The following is a 13,897-nucleotide window of genomic DNA, read 5'->3' as shown; positions in this document are numbered from 1 at the left end:
GAACGAAGGTGCCGCAACATGTCTCCGAAGCTCCGGACCGCTCTCCTTTCCGGGCTGCTCATCGCAGGGCTCGGCTATGCGGTGACCGCCGAGGAAGGGCCGGTCACCGTCCAGTTCTCCAATGGCGGCGTCTACGAAGGCGCGATGGCGGAGGGCCTGCCGGACGGGTTCGGCAGCTACACGCTGCCCTCGGGCTACCGCTACACCGGCGACTGGGTGGCCGGAAAGCAGCAGGGCCAGGGCCGGGCGCAGCTGGTCAACGGCGCGGTCTACGAGGGCGCCTTCGAAGCGGGCCAGCCGCAGGGCCAGGGCCAGCTGACCCTGCCGGACGGATCGGTGATGATCGGCACCTGGACCGGCGGCAAGATGAACGGCGAGGGCACGCGGACCTATCCCGACGGGTCGGTCTACCAGGGCGGGTTCAAGGACGACCTTGCCCATGGCAAGGGCACGCTGAGGATGCCGGACGGCTATGTCTACGAGGGCGGCTGGGAAAACGGCCGCCGCTCGGGCGAGGCGCGGGTGACGCTGCCGGACGGCTCGGTCTACGCGGGCGGCATGGCGATGGACCAGCGCTCGGGGCAGGGCAAGCTGACGCTGTCGGACGGGTCGAGCTTCGAGGGCCAGTGGGTGGCCGACCAGCTCTCGGGCGAGGGCGTGGTCACCTACGTGAACGGCGACGTCTACCGGGGCAGCCTGTCGATGGGCAAGCGCTCGGGGCCCGGCGTGACGGAATACGCCACCGGCGAGCGCTACGAGGGCACCTACGAGGATGACGTGATCTCGGGCCGCGGCACCTACGAGGGCGCCGACGGCTACCGCTACGAGGGCGAATGGGCCGACGGCCAGTTCGACGGCGAGGGCGTGCTGACCTATACCGACGGCACGGTGCATCGCGGCCAGTTCAAGGCCGGGCTGCCCGACGGTCCCGGCCTCGTGCAGTTCGCCAGCGGCGACGTCTACGAGGGCGGCTTCCGGGCGGGCATCATGGAGGGCCAGGGCAAGAGCCGGCTGCGCTCCGGCGCGGTCTACGAGGGCGGCTTCCGCGACGGGCGCGAGGAGGGCAAGGGCAAGCTGGTGCTGCCCGGCGGCTATGCCTACGAGGGCGACTGGGTGGCGGGCCTGCGCGAGGGCCAGGGCAAGGCGAGCTTCGCCAGCGGCGCAACCTACGAGGGCGGGTTCAGGGACGATGTCTTCGACGGCGAGGGCGTCCTGACCATGCCGGGCCAGCTGGTCTATACCGGCGGCTTCAAGGAGGGCCGCCAGCACGGGCACGGCAAGGTCGTGTTCGAGAATGGCGACATGTACGAAGGCGGCTTCGAAGAGGGCCGCCGCTCCGGCCAGGGCGTGCTGACCTATGCCGACGGGACGGTGCTGAGCGGGACGTGGAAGAATGACAACCTCGTCTCCGACGCGCCCGCCGAAGGTGCCGAGGCCGGCGCGGAACCGGCGCCGCCCGCCTCCGAATAGCAGCGCCGGGCCCATGTGCGCGGATTGCCATGGCGGCGGTGGCCGGACCCGGCTGCCCGCGCGCCCGGAGGCCCGGGCGCCCTCGGTCCGGCCAGCAGCGACCCCGGGCGTTGCCTGCGCGGTGTGCGGGCCAGGGATGCCGTCCCGCGGCCGGACCGGGCGCGATTGCAGCCGGATGGTGGCCCGCCGCCAGGAGACGCGGGCGGGGTGGGCGTAAAGAAGCTGGCTCCGAGTGTGTCTGCGGCTGGCCGCTGCCCGAGCACCAGGATCACGGGTCGGATGGCCGAAATTGCCATGTGAATCGATCATCTGGCGGGAATCTCCTTTGCAGGCCCGTCGCAGGCAGGAGCGATGGTTCCAGCGCTTTCCCGGACGGGCCGCAGCAGGCTGCGCACTCCGGGTAAGGTGTGCGCAGATTGCACGCGATCACGGGCGCGCGTTCCCGAGCATCGTGGGCAGCCATTGCTCGCGATGGCAGGCAGCCAGAACGACATGTTCCCGGAGACAGGTTCGATCTTGCGCGACAGGCGCGTTTCGCGCTTTGGCCGTGCATTCTCATTGTCGCCGTGGAGCGCGTGGCGCCGCGCGTTGCGAGTGGGCGAGTCGAGGATCGCGTCCGCAAGTGCCCGATCCCCGATGGCGCCGTGCCAATGCTGGACGGGCAGTCGGCTGGCGACAATCGTCGAGCTGCGGCCGCGGCGATCTCGGGAAGGTTCCGGCGTTCGGATGAGGACAGGACGGCCAGGCCCAGCGGCCGAAGATCACGAGCGCGGCTCTGCCAAAGGTCCTGAACGCCCGGGCACGGCGCCCATCGCCCCCGACGATAGCATCGAGCAGTTTCGGCACGGCGGTCACCGCGGTAGCCCTCGTGCCCAAACGCGCAGGCAATCCAGCTACTCTGGAGCCTAGTCAGCCTGTGGCCGCTAGGGACTCGTGGTGGCTGATCTAGGCTCCCGGGACGAGGTGGGCCGTGACGCGCGGTCGATGCCGCGCCGGGGGGGGGGCAGGTCGATGTTCTCCATGCAGGCGACGAGGCGGGCGACTGCAAATTTGGGCCGGACTGTCAGGCGCCTGGTGCCATGACTGGCGGCTTCGCGGCCCGCGAAAGGCCTGAGCCTGTCCTCGACGCCGAGGCTTTGAGGGCAGTTCCGGCCTGGCGGCGGCGCGTCCGGATATTTGGCCATGCCTGCGAGAATGAGGCGCCCGGAGTCGGGATGAGTCAGCAAGGCCGGTCTGCTATGCAATGCTAGCCGCCCGGGCCACGCATGTTGGGATGCTGCAAGGGAAATTGCCCGGCTTCTCCCCTCAGGAAGGCCGACCGTGGTTGGTTTCCAGGATCGGCCGGATCGAGCCAATGGACCTGAGCGCGGACTGGCGTGCCCTGGCGCAAGACGGCATCTGGGCGGGTTGGAACACAGTTCGCGGCCAATGCAAGGACGCCGGGACAGGAGCGGAGCCCTGGCCCGGGGTGGGGGCAGTCCGCCATGATGTTTTTCAGAAGGTGCCGATCGGCGGGCCGAGCTTTTCCGCTGCCGCAGGCATGCGGGCAGGGTTCCATTCCGCAAGGCGGCAGTGGGACGACGGCATAGGCTTGGCGCGGTGGCGTGGCTCCTGCGTCCCGGACAGCACGGATGGTCGGCTATCCTGCGCAACGTCGCAACGTCGCGACGATGGCGCCGCGGGCGCGCAGATCGGCCTTCTGCCGGATGTGCCGGGACGGCACCGGGTACCAGCACCCGTCCAACCCGCCATGGCAACCGCGTGCGAAGCGTGCCCGCGAACTCATGGGGGACAGGAGGCAACGGCGGCCAGATCGGGCGGTTCAGCGTCGCGTAAAGTTCGGCGCAGTTGACGTTCTAGCCGCGCGTGGCGCGCATGTTCAGCTGTTCTCCCAGCATCAGGATCGTGGCAGTGGCCTCGGCCAGGGAGCAGAATCGGCGGTTGCGCAGCCCCGCGAGGGTCCAGCGCTGCACGGCATGCCCTGCGGCGTCCATTTTTGAATTCGCTATCGGTCTCGGACCCGCGGCGGCATTGACGTCTCTCTTGTGCAGCCCGCGCGTCCGCACCGGGAGGACCGCCGTACAGTCTTGCCCAGCCATTTTGGCAGGGGTTCGGTTCAGCCCGGGATCGAGCCGGTCCGCCCTGATGGCGGCGGAGTTCAGGTTGTCGGCACCACCGCTTTGGGAACGCCGCACATGACCGCGAACATCCTGACATCGGCGCTCATCCGGTCGTCGAGACCTTGGGAGCCAAGGCGCCCGCCCAAGCGTTGTTCGAGGCTCCCATCGCGGCGATGAACAGCTTGGCCGTGCGCTTCGCCGGTCTCCGGACCCGTCGCTCTGATCATGTCGCCCGCGAAGTCGGCGGAGGCCTGCCCGATTTCGGTATGCGTCCGCCGGATCGCAGGATGGACGGCGCCCCCTTCCGGGCCTCGCAATGTCCGCAGCACCAAGCTAGCGGAAACCCAGCGGAACAGCTGCCTGGTTCTCCTTGCGGAATATGGCCCGCGCGACGCCGCGACGGCCCAGGTCCTTGTCGGCAGCGGCTTGGTCTGGCTCGACCGGTGCCATGGAAAATAGAAGGGATCCGAAGTCGCCGTTGGACAGGGGCTCCGGCCGCGGCGAACGCAGCCAGGCCGTCCGGGTCCGCCCGAGATCGGCCCCGGCAGTTCCCTTCTCCAGCCCGAGCGACGTGGCGACCGCCCGCTCAGCGCTTGGGCTGATTCAGCCGCAGTTCATCTCAAATTCGTCGCATCCACCGTCTGTCCGGTGGCGTTCGGTCCCTCGCTCAGGACGAGACGCGGCGAAGCTTCGGACCGTCGGCCGGGCCTGCCCAGGAGCACGTCGCATTCGTGCCCGCCACCGCGTGTAATGGGCGCCTGCGATCGCCTGGAACACGCGGCAGGCGGCAGGAGGCGGCACGATGGGACGGGCAGCCCGTTTGGATTCCATTGTGCGGCCGGCCGGCCTGCAGGGACGGTGCGCCACTTTGCAAATTGCCGTCCGCACGGAAGGGATGCCTGGCAGTTCGAGACATGGCGACAGGTCAGGCAAGGGGGCCGGTTCCGAAGCGGTTTCTGGACGGTCCCAGCAGACTCCGGTGCCGGACGAGAGATGCAGCCTGTTCAATCGATATCGGCAGGACTGTGCAGGCTGCGTGGCCGGTCCTTGCCGGAGGTGCAGCCAACCGGTGGGCCGTGCGGCTGCGATCCGAACTCGAAGCGCATCGCGCGGGCCGCCGGAAGCGCCGCACTCGGTCCCGGGTGCGGCAGGGTGCCGGGATCTGCGGCCGCTCCGAAGCCGGGCTGCAGGCTCGGGAAGGCGGACATGCCGAAAGGGGCGCCAACAAAAGATGGATGCGGGGGCAACGCCGGGCGGGCCAGGAGCGTGGTGAACGGGGCGACGGCAGTTCGGTTTCGTCCGCGGTGACCGGGGCCACCGGCGACCCCCATCAATGGGCAGGCCTTTCGACGGCAGGGCTTTCCCCTGGCCGAGCCGCGGCGCTGCATCCAAATAGATCCGGCCGCTGGTGCCCGGGCCGCCACAGGCGATGCTGTCCGCGCCGAGACGCAGGGCGGCGATCGCCGCGCCTGCCGCAGCCCGGCCGGTCCGTGTCGGCCCTTCGTCCGGTGGCGAGCGGCACTCGTCCGATGGGGCGGTGTGTCTGAACATGGCCATGGACGGCGGCAAAGAGTGCCGCGGCATGGGGAGTGGTCAAGGCGATGCCAGACAGCTCCCCGGCCGCGATCCGCCTGGGTATCCGGGGGCGCAGGTCAATGGTCCGGTCGAGCCGTTGGCATGACGCCGGATCGATCCTTGGCGCCGACGTCCATGCGGACCCGGATTGCCGTCGGCGCGAAGAAATGGACCATTCCCGGCATCGCCGTCGAACCACCGCGGACGCGCGGGCACCGGGATCGCTCCCGGGGTTGGCGCGGAATTCCGGAGGGTGCGCCCCGGCCATGTCGGCCGGGGCCTCGCCGTCAGACGCCGCCGAGGCAGACGTATTTCAGCTCCAGGTAGTCCTCGACGCCGTATTTCGAGCCTTCGCGGCCCTGGCCGGACTGCTTGACGCCGCCGAAGGGCGCGACCTCGGTGGAGATGATCCCGGTGTTGACGCCGACGATGCCATATTCCAGCGCCTCGGCGACGCGGAAGACGCGGGCGAGGTCGTTGGCGTAGAAATACGAGGCCAGGCCGAAGATCGTGTCATTGGCCTGCTCGATCACGTCCTCGACCGTGTCGAACTTGAACAGGGGCGCGACCGGGCCGAAGGTCTCGTCGGTCGACACCTGCATCTCCTTGGTCACGCCGGTCAGCACGGTCGGCTGGAAGAACGTCCCGCCCAGCTCGTGCGGCTTGCCGCCCGTGACGACCGAGGCCCCCTTCGAGGTCGCGTCGGCGATATGCTCCTCGACCTTCTTCACCGCCTTTTCCGAGATCAGCGGCCCGGCGACCACGCCCTCGTCGAAGCCGTTGCCGACCTTCATCGCCTCGACGGCCTTGGTCAGCTTCTCGGCGAAGGCGTCATAGACCCCGGCCTGCACGTAGATCCGGTTGGCGCAGACGCAGGTCTGGCCGTTGTTGCGGAACTTGCAGATCATCGCGCCTTCGACCGCGGCATCCAGATCGGCATCGTCGAAGACGATGAAGGGCGCGTTGCCGCCGAGCTCCATCGAGGTCTTCTGGATCTGTTCGGCGGACTGCTTCATCAGGATGCGCCCGACATTGGTCGAGCCGGTGAAGGTCAGCTTGCGCACCTTGGGGTTGGAGCAGAATTCCTGGCCGACCTCCGAGGCCGAGGACGAGGTCACGACGCTGAACACGCCCGCGGGCACGCCGGCCTCTTCGGCGAGCTTGGCCATTACCAGCGCGGAAAGCGGCGTCTCCGAGGCGGGGCGCGAGACGAAGGTGCACCCCACGGCCAGCGCCGGGGCGACCTTGCGGGCGATCATCGCGTTGGGGAAGTTCCAGGGCGTGATAGAAGCGACGACGCCGACGGGCTGCTTCATCACCATGATGCGCTTGTCCGGCTGGTGGCCGGGGATCAGGTCGCCGTAGATGCGCTTGGCTTCCTCGCCGAACCACTCGATGAAGGATGCGCCGTAGGAAATTTCGCCCTTGGCTTCGGCCAGCGGCTTGCCCATCTCGGCGGTCAGGATCGCGGCGAGGTCATCCTGGTTCGCCATCATCAGGTCGAACCACTTGCGCAGCACATGCGCGCGCTCCTTGCCGGTCTTCGCGGCCCAGGGCTTCTGCGCCTCATAGGCCGCGTCGATGGCGTCCTTTGTCTCGGCCACGCCCAGATCGGGCAGCACGGCGATCACCTCGCCGGTGGCGGGGTTCGTCACCTCGAAGGTCTTCGCGGCCTCCGCGGCGCTGATCCACTTGCCCGCGACCAGCGCGGAAGTGACCAGCAGGTCGGAATTGGAAAGGCGGGCGGCTAGCGTCGTCATGGGATCTTCCTGTCCTCGGGTCGTCATGGCGCAAGGGCGCCGGGCTTGCCGGGCAGGGTGGGGCCGCTGGGCGGAAAGTCAACGCCGCGGGCCGGATCGGCTGGTCCCATCTTCGGGATTTCGATGGGGCCAGAATGCGGAAGCGGCGGCCGGAGCCGCCGCAGTTCCTCAGGACTGGACCTTTTCCTCGAGCCACTTCTCGAGCCAGTGGATCGTGTAGTCGCCCTTCAGGATGTCGGGCTCGGTGAGCAGCATCGGGAAGAGCGGCACGGTGGTGTCGATGCCGTCGACGATCAGTTCGCCCAGGGAGCGGCGCAGCCGGGCGATCGCCTCGTCGCGGTCGCGGCCATGCACGATCAGCTTGCCGATCAGGCTGTCGTAATAGGGCGGGATCGCGTAGCCGTCATAGAGCGCGCTGTCCATCCGCACGCCGAGGCCGCCCGGCGGGTGATAGGCGGTGACCCGGCCCGGGCAGGGCGCGAAATTCGGCAGGCGCTCGGCATTGATCCGGACCTCGATGGCGTGGCCATGGGGCACCAAGTCTTCCTGCACGAATTCCATCGGCAGCCCTGCCGCGACGCGGATCTGCTCGCGCACCAGGTCGACGCCGTAGACGGCCTCGGTCACCGGATGCTCCACCTGCAGGCGGGTGTTCATCTCGATGAAGTAGAACTCGCCGTCCTCGTAGAGGAACTCGATCGTGCCGGCGCCGGCATAGTTGATCGCAGCCACGGCTTCGGCGCAGGTCTTGCCGATGCGCGCGCGGGTCTCGGCGGCGATGCAGGGGCCGGGGGCCTCCTCGAAGACCTTCTGGTGGCGGCGCTGCAGCGAGCAGTCGCGTTCGCCCAGATGCACGGCCTTGCCCTTGCCGTCGCCGAAGACCTGGATCTCGATGTGGCGGGGCTTGCCCAGGTACTTCTCGATGTAGACCTCGTCATTGCCGAAGGCGGATTTCGCCTCGGAGCGCGCGGTCTGGAAGGCGTATTCGATGTCGTCGGCAGTCTTGGCGAGCTTCATGCCGCGGCCGCCGCCGCCGGCGGTCGCCTTGATGATCACCGGATAGCCGATCTCGGCGGCCACGATGCGGGCCTCTTCCAGCGTCGGCACGCCGCCGTCGGAGCCGGGGACGCAGGGCACGCCCAGATTCCTCATCGTGTCCTTGGCGGTGATCTTGTCGCCCATGATGCGGATGTGGTCCGCGGTCGGGCCGATGAAGGTCAGCCCGTGGTCCTGGACGATCTGGACGAAATTGGCGTTCTCGGACAGGAAGCCGTAGCCGGGATGGATCGCCTCGGCGCCCGAGATTTCGCAGGCCGAGATGATCGAGGCGATGTGCAGGTAGCTGTCGGTGCCCGGGGGCGGACCGATGCAGACGCTTTCATCGGCCATGCGGACATGCATCGCATCGGCGTCGGCGGTGGAATGGACCGCGACCGAGGCGATGCCCATCTCGCGGCAGGCCCGGATGATGCGGAGCGCGATCTCGCCGCGGTTGGCGATCAGGATCTTGCTGAACATGGGGCTTACTCGATGATCATCAGCGGGGCGCCGAACTCGACCGGGCTGCCGTCCTCGATGAGGATGCGCTTGACCGTTCCGCCCTTGGGCGCCGGGATCTGGTTCATCGTCTTCATGGCTTCGATGATCAGCAGCGTCTGGCCCGCCTGGACCTCGCTGCCGACCGAGACGAAGGAGGCGGCGCCGGGTTCGGGCTGCAGGTAGACCGTGCCGACCATCGGCGAGGTGACTGCGCCGGGATGCGCGGCGGGGTCTTCCTGCGCGGCGGCCGGTGCGGCTGCGGCGGGCGCTGCCGGGGCGGGCGCGGCGGCCGGGGCGGGGGCTGCGGCATGGACGACGGCGGGCGCGGGGGCGACGGTCATGGTGCGGCTGACGCGGACGGTCAGGCTGTCATCCTCGCCGTATTCGCGCTTGACCTCGAGATCGCTCAGGTCGTTCTCCCGCAGCAGCTTCGCCAGAGCTTCGATGAACGCCACATCGGCGCCGTGCGGATTATCGGTCATGCGTGCCTCGTTAGATCCAATCTGTGGGCTGAACGCCCGTCTTGGTCCGGTCATATATGGCAGCTTTCGGGGAGTGGAAAGCTGTCGCAGGCAGCTTTGGCCGGATCCATGCGGCAGATTCGCTTGATTTCGCTCAATGTGCGGCCGGGCTGCGGGCTTTAACGGAGTTGTGACCTGACAGAACCCACGGGGAGACCGCCCAGATGGCCCATGACCAGAGCACGCCCGGCATCGTTTCCAGCCGCCTCGATGCCGAGTCCCTAGCGCGGAACTTCGCCGATCCCCAGGGCCGTCTGGGCGCCGCGCAGGCAGCCGCCGAGGCCGCGCGCTGCCTGTTCTGCGCGGATGCGCCCTGCGTTTCCGCCTGCGCGGCGCGGATCGACGTGCCGGGCTTCATCGGGCGGATCCGCGACGGCGATCCCGAGGGTGCCGCGGCGGCGATCCTGGAAGCGAACATCCTCGGCAGCATCTGCGCCCGGGTCTGTCCGGCGGACATGCTCTGCGAGGGCGCCTGTCCGGTGGAGGAGGGCGGCCCGGTGAAGATCGCCCGGCTGCAGCGCTATGCAACCGACCTGGCGATGGAGGCCGGGGCGCCGCCCTTTGTCCGTGCCGCACCGACGGGCCGGCGCGTCGCGGTGGTGGGCGGCGGCCCGGCCGGGCTGGCCTGCGCGCACCGGCTGGCGCTTCTCGGCCACGAGGTGGTGCTGATGGAAAGCCGCGCCAAGGCCGGCGGGCTCAACGAGTACGGCATCGCCGCCTACAAGACGCCCGCGGGCTTCGCCCAGCAGGAGGTGGCCTGGCTGCTCTCCACCGGCGGGATCGAGCTGCGCACCGGAATGCATCTGGGCCGGGACATCACGCTGCAGGGCCTGCAGGAGGAATTCGACGCGGTGTTCCTGTCGGTCGGGCTGGCCGGGGTGAACGCGCTGCGCGCGGAAGGCGCCGGGAAGGCCAACGTCCATGACGCGGTCGATTTCATCGCGGGCCTGCGCCAGCAGGGCTGGCAGGAAATCCCGGTCGGCCGCGACGTGGTGGTGATCGGCGGCGGCATGACCGCGCTGGAAACCGCAGTGCAGGCCAAGCTGCTCGGCGCGCAATCCGTCACCATGGTCTACCGCCGCTCCGAGGAGGAGATGAGCCTGCACGCCCACGAGCGCCAGCACGCGGCCTCCAAGGGCGTGCGCGTGGTCACCGGGGCGGAGCCGCTGAAGCTGCATGGCGACGGCGCGGTGGCGGAGGTGGAGTTCCTGCGCACCGAGGGCACCACCTTCCGCCTGCCGGCCGACCAGGTGTTCAAGGCGATCGGCCAGTGCCTGGAGGACGTGCCGGGCGGGCTGCGCCTGGAAGGCGGCAAGATCGCCATCGGCCCGGGCGGACGCAGTTCCGTCGCGGGCGTCTGGGCGGGCGGCGACTGCGCCACAGGGGGCAGCGACCTGACCGTCGAGGCGGTGGCGCAGGGGCGCGACGCGGCGGAGGACATCCACCGCGCGCTGGCGGCGGCCTGACGCGCCCGGGCGGCGGGGGACAGAATGTCTCTGGCGTCCGCCGGAGCTTTGCGCTTGATTGGCCGGGTGGCCGGTGACAAGTCACGCGGTGACCATGGACAGCATGCACCTTACGCCCGAAATCCTGCTGCGCGCCTACGCGATGGGCGTGTTCCCGATGGCCGAGAGCCGCGACGACCCGGAGATCTTCTGGGTCGATCCGCGCCGCCGCGGTATCCTTCCGCTCGACGGGTTCCACATCTCGCGCTCGCTGGCGAAGACGATCCGGCGGGCGGAGTTCCAGGTCAGCTTCGACCGCGACTTCGCCGGCGTGCTCTCCTGCTGCGCCGACCGGGAGGAAACCTGGATCAACGACGGGATCTTCGAGCTCTATTGCGAGCTCCACCGGCTGGGCTTCGGCCATTCGATCGAGATCCGCGACGGCGACGCGCTGGTCGGCGGGGTCTACGGCGTCAGCCTCGGCGGAGCGTTTTTCGGCGAGAGCATGTTCTCGCGCCGCACCGATGCCTCGAAGCTGGCGCTGGCCTATCTGGTCGACCGGCTGAAGGGGCAGGGATTCGAGCTGTTCGACACGCAGTTCGTCACGCCGCACCTGCGCTCGCTCGGCGCGCAGGAGATTTCGCGGCGCGACTACCGCCGGCTGCTAGCCCGCGCGCTGGTGCGGCGCGCGCGCTTCGACGCGGACGCGCCGGTGCCGTCGCCTCAGGAATTGCTGCAGCGGATGAGCCAGACGTCGTAGCGCATGTGGTCGAGCGCGTTCAGCGCCGGCGAGGAGGCCACCATCCAGCCCTGGAAATTCGGCTCGGAGGCGCGGCGGTCCTGGATCGTCAGGTAGGCATATGCGTCGCCCGAGGGGTTGTCGCGCGGCACCCGGCATTCCGCCACCGAGACGACGAGGTCGCGGTAGATCGCGGTGCCGCCCGCCTGGACCTGGAATTCGGTCAGCTCGCCCGACAGCCGGTCGAGCCCGCGCAGGATGGCGAAGGGCTCGGTGACCACCGGAACGTCTTCCTGGGCCTGCGCGGCCATCGGCAGGGCAAGGACCGCCGCCGCCAGGAGGCGGTGCAGGATCATTCCCCGCCGCCCACGAATTTCATCAGGAGGCTGATCAGGCTGACGGCGCCCTGGGTGTCGAGCACCTCGTCGCCGGACTTGTAGTTGTAGGCGGAGCCGCCGGGCAGGACCTCGACGAAATTCCCGCCCAGCAGGCCTTCGGAGGAGATCACGATGGCGCTGTCGTCGGGCAGCTCGATGCCGTTGTTGATCTGCACCGTGGCCTCGGCGCGGAAGGTCTGGGCGTTCAGATCCATCCCGGTGACCGAGCCGATCTTCACCCCGGCCATGCGGACATCGGTGCCGACGCCGATTCCCTCGGCGGAGCGGAAGCTGGCGGTCAGCGGATAGCCGGCGGTGCTGCCGATGCTGCCGGCCGAACCGAGCGCGTAGAACAGGAAGGCTGCGGCCACGGCAAGCACGGCTCCGCCGACGGCGACTTCGGTGACATTCTCGGACATGGGGATTCCCTTATTCGGGCGACCAGGCGTCGTAGTCGCTGCGGGCCGCGGGCGCGGGCTGGCGGATCGAGCCGGCGGGCGCATAGGCCATGACCGTGCCGGTCAGGTTCTCGATATGCGGCTTTTCCCAGGGCTTGTGCGCCAGGGGGCGGTCGGAGGGCGGCTCGTCCCAGGTGTGGTGCAGCCAGCCGTGCCAGTCGGGCGACACGCGGCTGGCCTCGGCCTCGCCGTTGTAGATGACCCAGCGGCGCTTGCCGTCCTCGGTCTGGTAGAAGATGTTGCCCTGCTCGTCCTCGCCGACCTTGCGGCCGTGGCGGTTGGTGAAGATCTTCGTGCCGAGGGTCTGGCCGTTCCACCAGGTGACGGCCTGCTTGAGCGTATCGACGAGCGCCATGGGGATCCCTTCTTCCGGTCAGCCCAGATATGGACCTGCAACCTTATAATGGCCAGTGCCAGACCGTCGCAAGTGGCGCACCGCTCGCGGCCCGGTGCCGAAGGCGTGACGGAAAAAGGTTCAGGAAACGCAAAAGCCGCCCGAGGGGCGGCTTTGACGTCGTAGATGCTGATCGGTCAGCCCTGGCGTGCCTTGAAGCGGCGCTGGGTCTTGTTGATCACGTACACCCGGCCTTTGCGGCGCACAACGCGGCAGTCGCGATGACGCTGCTTCAGCGAGCGGAGCGAGTTACGGACCTTCATGGCCTTTCTCCTCATTTCGCGGCGCGTCCGCGCCTGGTTGAAGCCAAAGGCCCCCGAAACGGGGGCCGGTTATCCGAGGAGGCAATGGTGGGCGGTACAAGGATCGAACTTGTGACCCCTACGATGTCAACGTAGTGCTCTACCGCTGAGCTAACCGCCCACTAGCCTTCCGCTCTGCCTCAGTTTTCCGGTCCTTCGGGCACTGCCTTCCGTTCCGTTCCGCTGCTGCTCGGCGTCGGTGGGGGGCTTCTAATCAGAGTCGCCGGGGGGTGCAAGCCCTTTCGACAGAGAAAAGAATCTGACTATAAGGAAAGTCTGAGGAGTGCCGATGCAGAAGACCCATTTCGACCTGTACCTGCCGGAAACGCCGCTCTCGGGCGCCATTTTCGCTTCCCCCCATTCCGGACGCGGCTACGGAGAGGCCTTCCTGGAGGCCTCCGTTCTCGATGCGCACACGCTGAGATCCTCCGAAGACGCCTTTGTCGACAAGCTGATCGCCGATGCGCCGCGACTCGGGGTGCCGCTGCTGACCGCGCGCACGCCGCGGGCCTATGTCGATCTCAACCGCGCCGCCGACGAACTGGATCCGGCGCTGATTCACGGCGTCCGGCGCCAGGCGCACAATCCGCGGGTGACCTCCGGGCTCGGAGTGATTCCCCGCGTCGTGGCAGGCGGGCGCGCGATCTATCGCGGGCGGCTGCCGATCGAAGAGGCGCAGGCACGGCTGTCGGAGCACTGGCATCCCTATCACGACGCGCTGCAGGGGCTGCTGGCCAGCCAGCGCGAGGCCTTCGGACGGGTGATTCTGGTGGATTGCCATTCGATGCCGCACGAGGCGATCGAACATCACTGCATGTCGATGGACCGGCTGCCGGATGTCGTGCTGGGCGACCGCTTCGGCGCCTCGGCGGATCCGGACGTGACGGCGGCGATCGAGGCGGTGTTCGAATCGGAGGGCCTGGTGGTGGCGCGCAACACGCCGTTTGCCGGGGCCTACATCTCGCAGCGCTACGGACGGCCGTCCTCGATGCAGAGCGTGGTGCAGGTGGAGCTGGACAGGTCGCTCTACATGGACGAGCGCACGCTGGTGCCGCATGAGGGCTTCGCGCGGATGCGTCGGGTGATGTCGCGGCTGATCGCGGAAGTGGCGGGGCTCGCGCGGCCGCAGATGCCGCTGGCTGCCGAATAGGGTCTGCCGGGGCCCCCTGCGGGGGCCGCGGCGCGCGTGTCAGGGCC

General features: G+C 68.8%; 13 protein-coding genes and 1 tRNA gene. 4 read left to right on the top strand and 10 right to left on the bottom strand.

The features are described from left to right. Positions 1-18: 18 nt before the first annotated feature. Positions 19-1,470 carry an MORN repeat-containing protein gene (locus HCC78_RS01620; RefSeq protein WP_172326989.1) on the top strand — a complete coding sequence of 484 codons (1,452 nt, stop codon included), beginning with the start codon at positions 19-21 and terminating at the stop codon, positions 1,468-1,470. 305 nt (positions 1,471-1,775) lie between these two features. Here the strand turns inward: HCC78_RS01620 and HCC78_RS34675 are convergent, their stop codons facing one another. The 5 genes from HCC78_RS34675 to accB form a co-directional block, all read right to left on the bottom strand. Beyond that, a complete protein-coding gene (locus tag HCC78_RS34675) occupies positions 1,776-2,198 on the bottom strand; it encodes an ATP-binding protein (protein WP_371743764.1) in 423 nt (140 codons plus the stop codon). 1,128 nt (positions 2,199-3,326) lie between these two features. Beyond that, positions 3,327-3,464, bottom strand: coding sequence for a hypothetical protein (locus HCC78_RS01610; protein ID WP_172326988.1), 138 nt, complete (start codon positions 3,462-3,464; stop codon positions 3,327-3,329). 1,988 nt (positions 3,465-5,452) lie between these two features. Next, positions 5,453-6,925 carry an NAD-dependent succinate-semialdehyde dehydrogenase gene (locus HCC78_RS01605; RefSeq protein WP_172326987.1) on the bottom strand — a complete coding sequence of 491 codons (1,473 nt, stop codon included), beginning with the start codon at positions 6,923-6,925 and terminating at the stop codon, positions 5,453-5,455. A 168-nt stretch (positions 6,926-7,093) separates the two neighbouring features. Continuing rightward, the gene (gene accC / locus HCC78_RS01600) at positions 7,094-8,443 is read right to left on the bottom strand and encodes an acetyl-CoA carboxylase biotin carboxylase subunit (RefSeq protein WP_172326986.1); all 1,350 of its coding nucleotides are present in this window, start codon (positions 8,441-8,443) and stop codon (positions 7,094-7,096) included. A gap of 5 nt (positions 8,444-8,448) precedes the next feature. After that, positions 8,449-8,946, bottom strand: coding sequence for an acetyl-CoA carboxylase biotin carboxyl carrier protein (gene accB, locus HCC78_RS01595; RefSeq protein ID WP_172326985.1), 498 nt, complete (start codon positions 8,944-8,946; stop codon positions 8,449-8,451). 203 nt (positions 8,947-9,149) lie between these two features. Here accB and HCC78_RS01590 point away from each other — a divergent pair, with 203 nt between their 5' ends. After that, entirely contained in the window at positions 9,150-10,451 is a 1,302-nt protein-coding gene (locus HCC78_RS01590; RefSeq protein ID WP_172326984.1) for an NAD(P)-dependent oxidoreductase, read from the top strand. Positions 10,452-10,545: 94 nt separating this feature from the next. Next, positions 10,546-11,190, top strand: a complete 645-nt coding sequence (gene aat / locus HCC78_RS01585; protein WP_371743763.1) for a leucyl/phenylalanyl-tRNA--protein transferase — start codon at positions 10,546-10,548, stop codon at positions 11,188-11,190. On the opposite strand, the gene HCC78_RS01580 is transcribed toward aat, so the two are convergent. The 5 genes from HCC78_RS01580 to HCC78_RS01560 all read right to left on the bottom strand — a co-directional run bounded on the left by HCC78_RS01580 (position 11,154) and on the right by HCC78_RS01560 (position 12,821). Continuing rightward, positions 11,154-11,525: a DUF2155 domain-containing protein gene (locus HCC78_RS01580; protein ID WP_172326983.1), complete on the bottom strand. Its 372-nt coding sequence runs from the start codon at positions 11,523-11,525 to the stop codon at positions 11,154-11,156. The two genes, aat and HCC78_RS01580, sit on opposite strands and share 37 nt — an antisense overlap. Further along, positions 11,522-11,965, bottom strand: a complete 444-nt coding sequence (gene mlaD / locus HCC78_RS01575) for an outer membrane lipid asymmetry maintenance protein MlaD (protein WP_172326982.1) — start codon at positions 11,963-11,965, stop codon at positions 11,522-11,524. Before mlaD ends, HCC78_RS01580 begins: the two co-directional genes overlap by 4 nt. A 10-nt stretch (positions 11,966-11,975) precedes the next feature. Beyond that, a complete protein-coding gene (locus HCC78_RS01570) occupies positions 11,976-12,359 on the bottom strand; it encodes an NADH:ubiquinone oxidoreductase subunit NDUFA12 (protein ID WP_172326981.1) in 384 nt (127 codons plus the stop codon). 176 nt (positions 12,360-12,535) lie between these two features. Next, entirely contained in the window at positions 12,536-12,661 is a 126-nt protein-coding gene (gene ykgO / locus HCC78_RS01565; RefSeq protein WP_010141322.1) for a type B 50S ribosomal protein L36, read from the bottom strand. Between the two features lie 85 nt (positions 12,662-12,746). Then, positions 12,747-12,821: transfer RNA gene (locus tag HCC78_RS01560), tRNA-Val, on the bottom strand. 168 nt (positions 12,822-12,989) lie between these two features. Here HCC78_RS01560 and HCC78_RS01555 point away from each other — a divergent pair. Next, a complete protein-coding gene (locus HCC78_RS01555; protein WP_172326980.1) occupies positions 12,990-13,850 on the top strand; it encodes an N-formylglutamate amidohydrolase in 861 nt (286 codons plus the stop codon). Positions 13,851-13,897 lie beyond the last annotated feature (47 nt).

The organism is Mangrovicoccus sp. HB161399, assembly GCF_013184745.1.
GTDB lineage: Bacteria > Pseudomonadota > Alphaproteobacteria > Rhodobacterales > Rhodobacteraceae > Mangrovicoccus.
The sequence above is the reverse complement of the archived record's forward strand: the minus strand, read 5'-3'. Positions and strand labels throughout refer to the sequence as shown.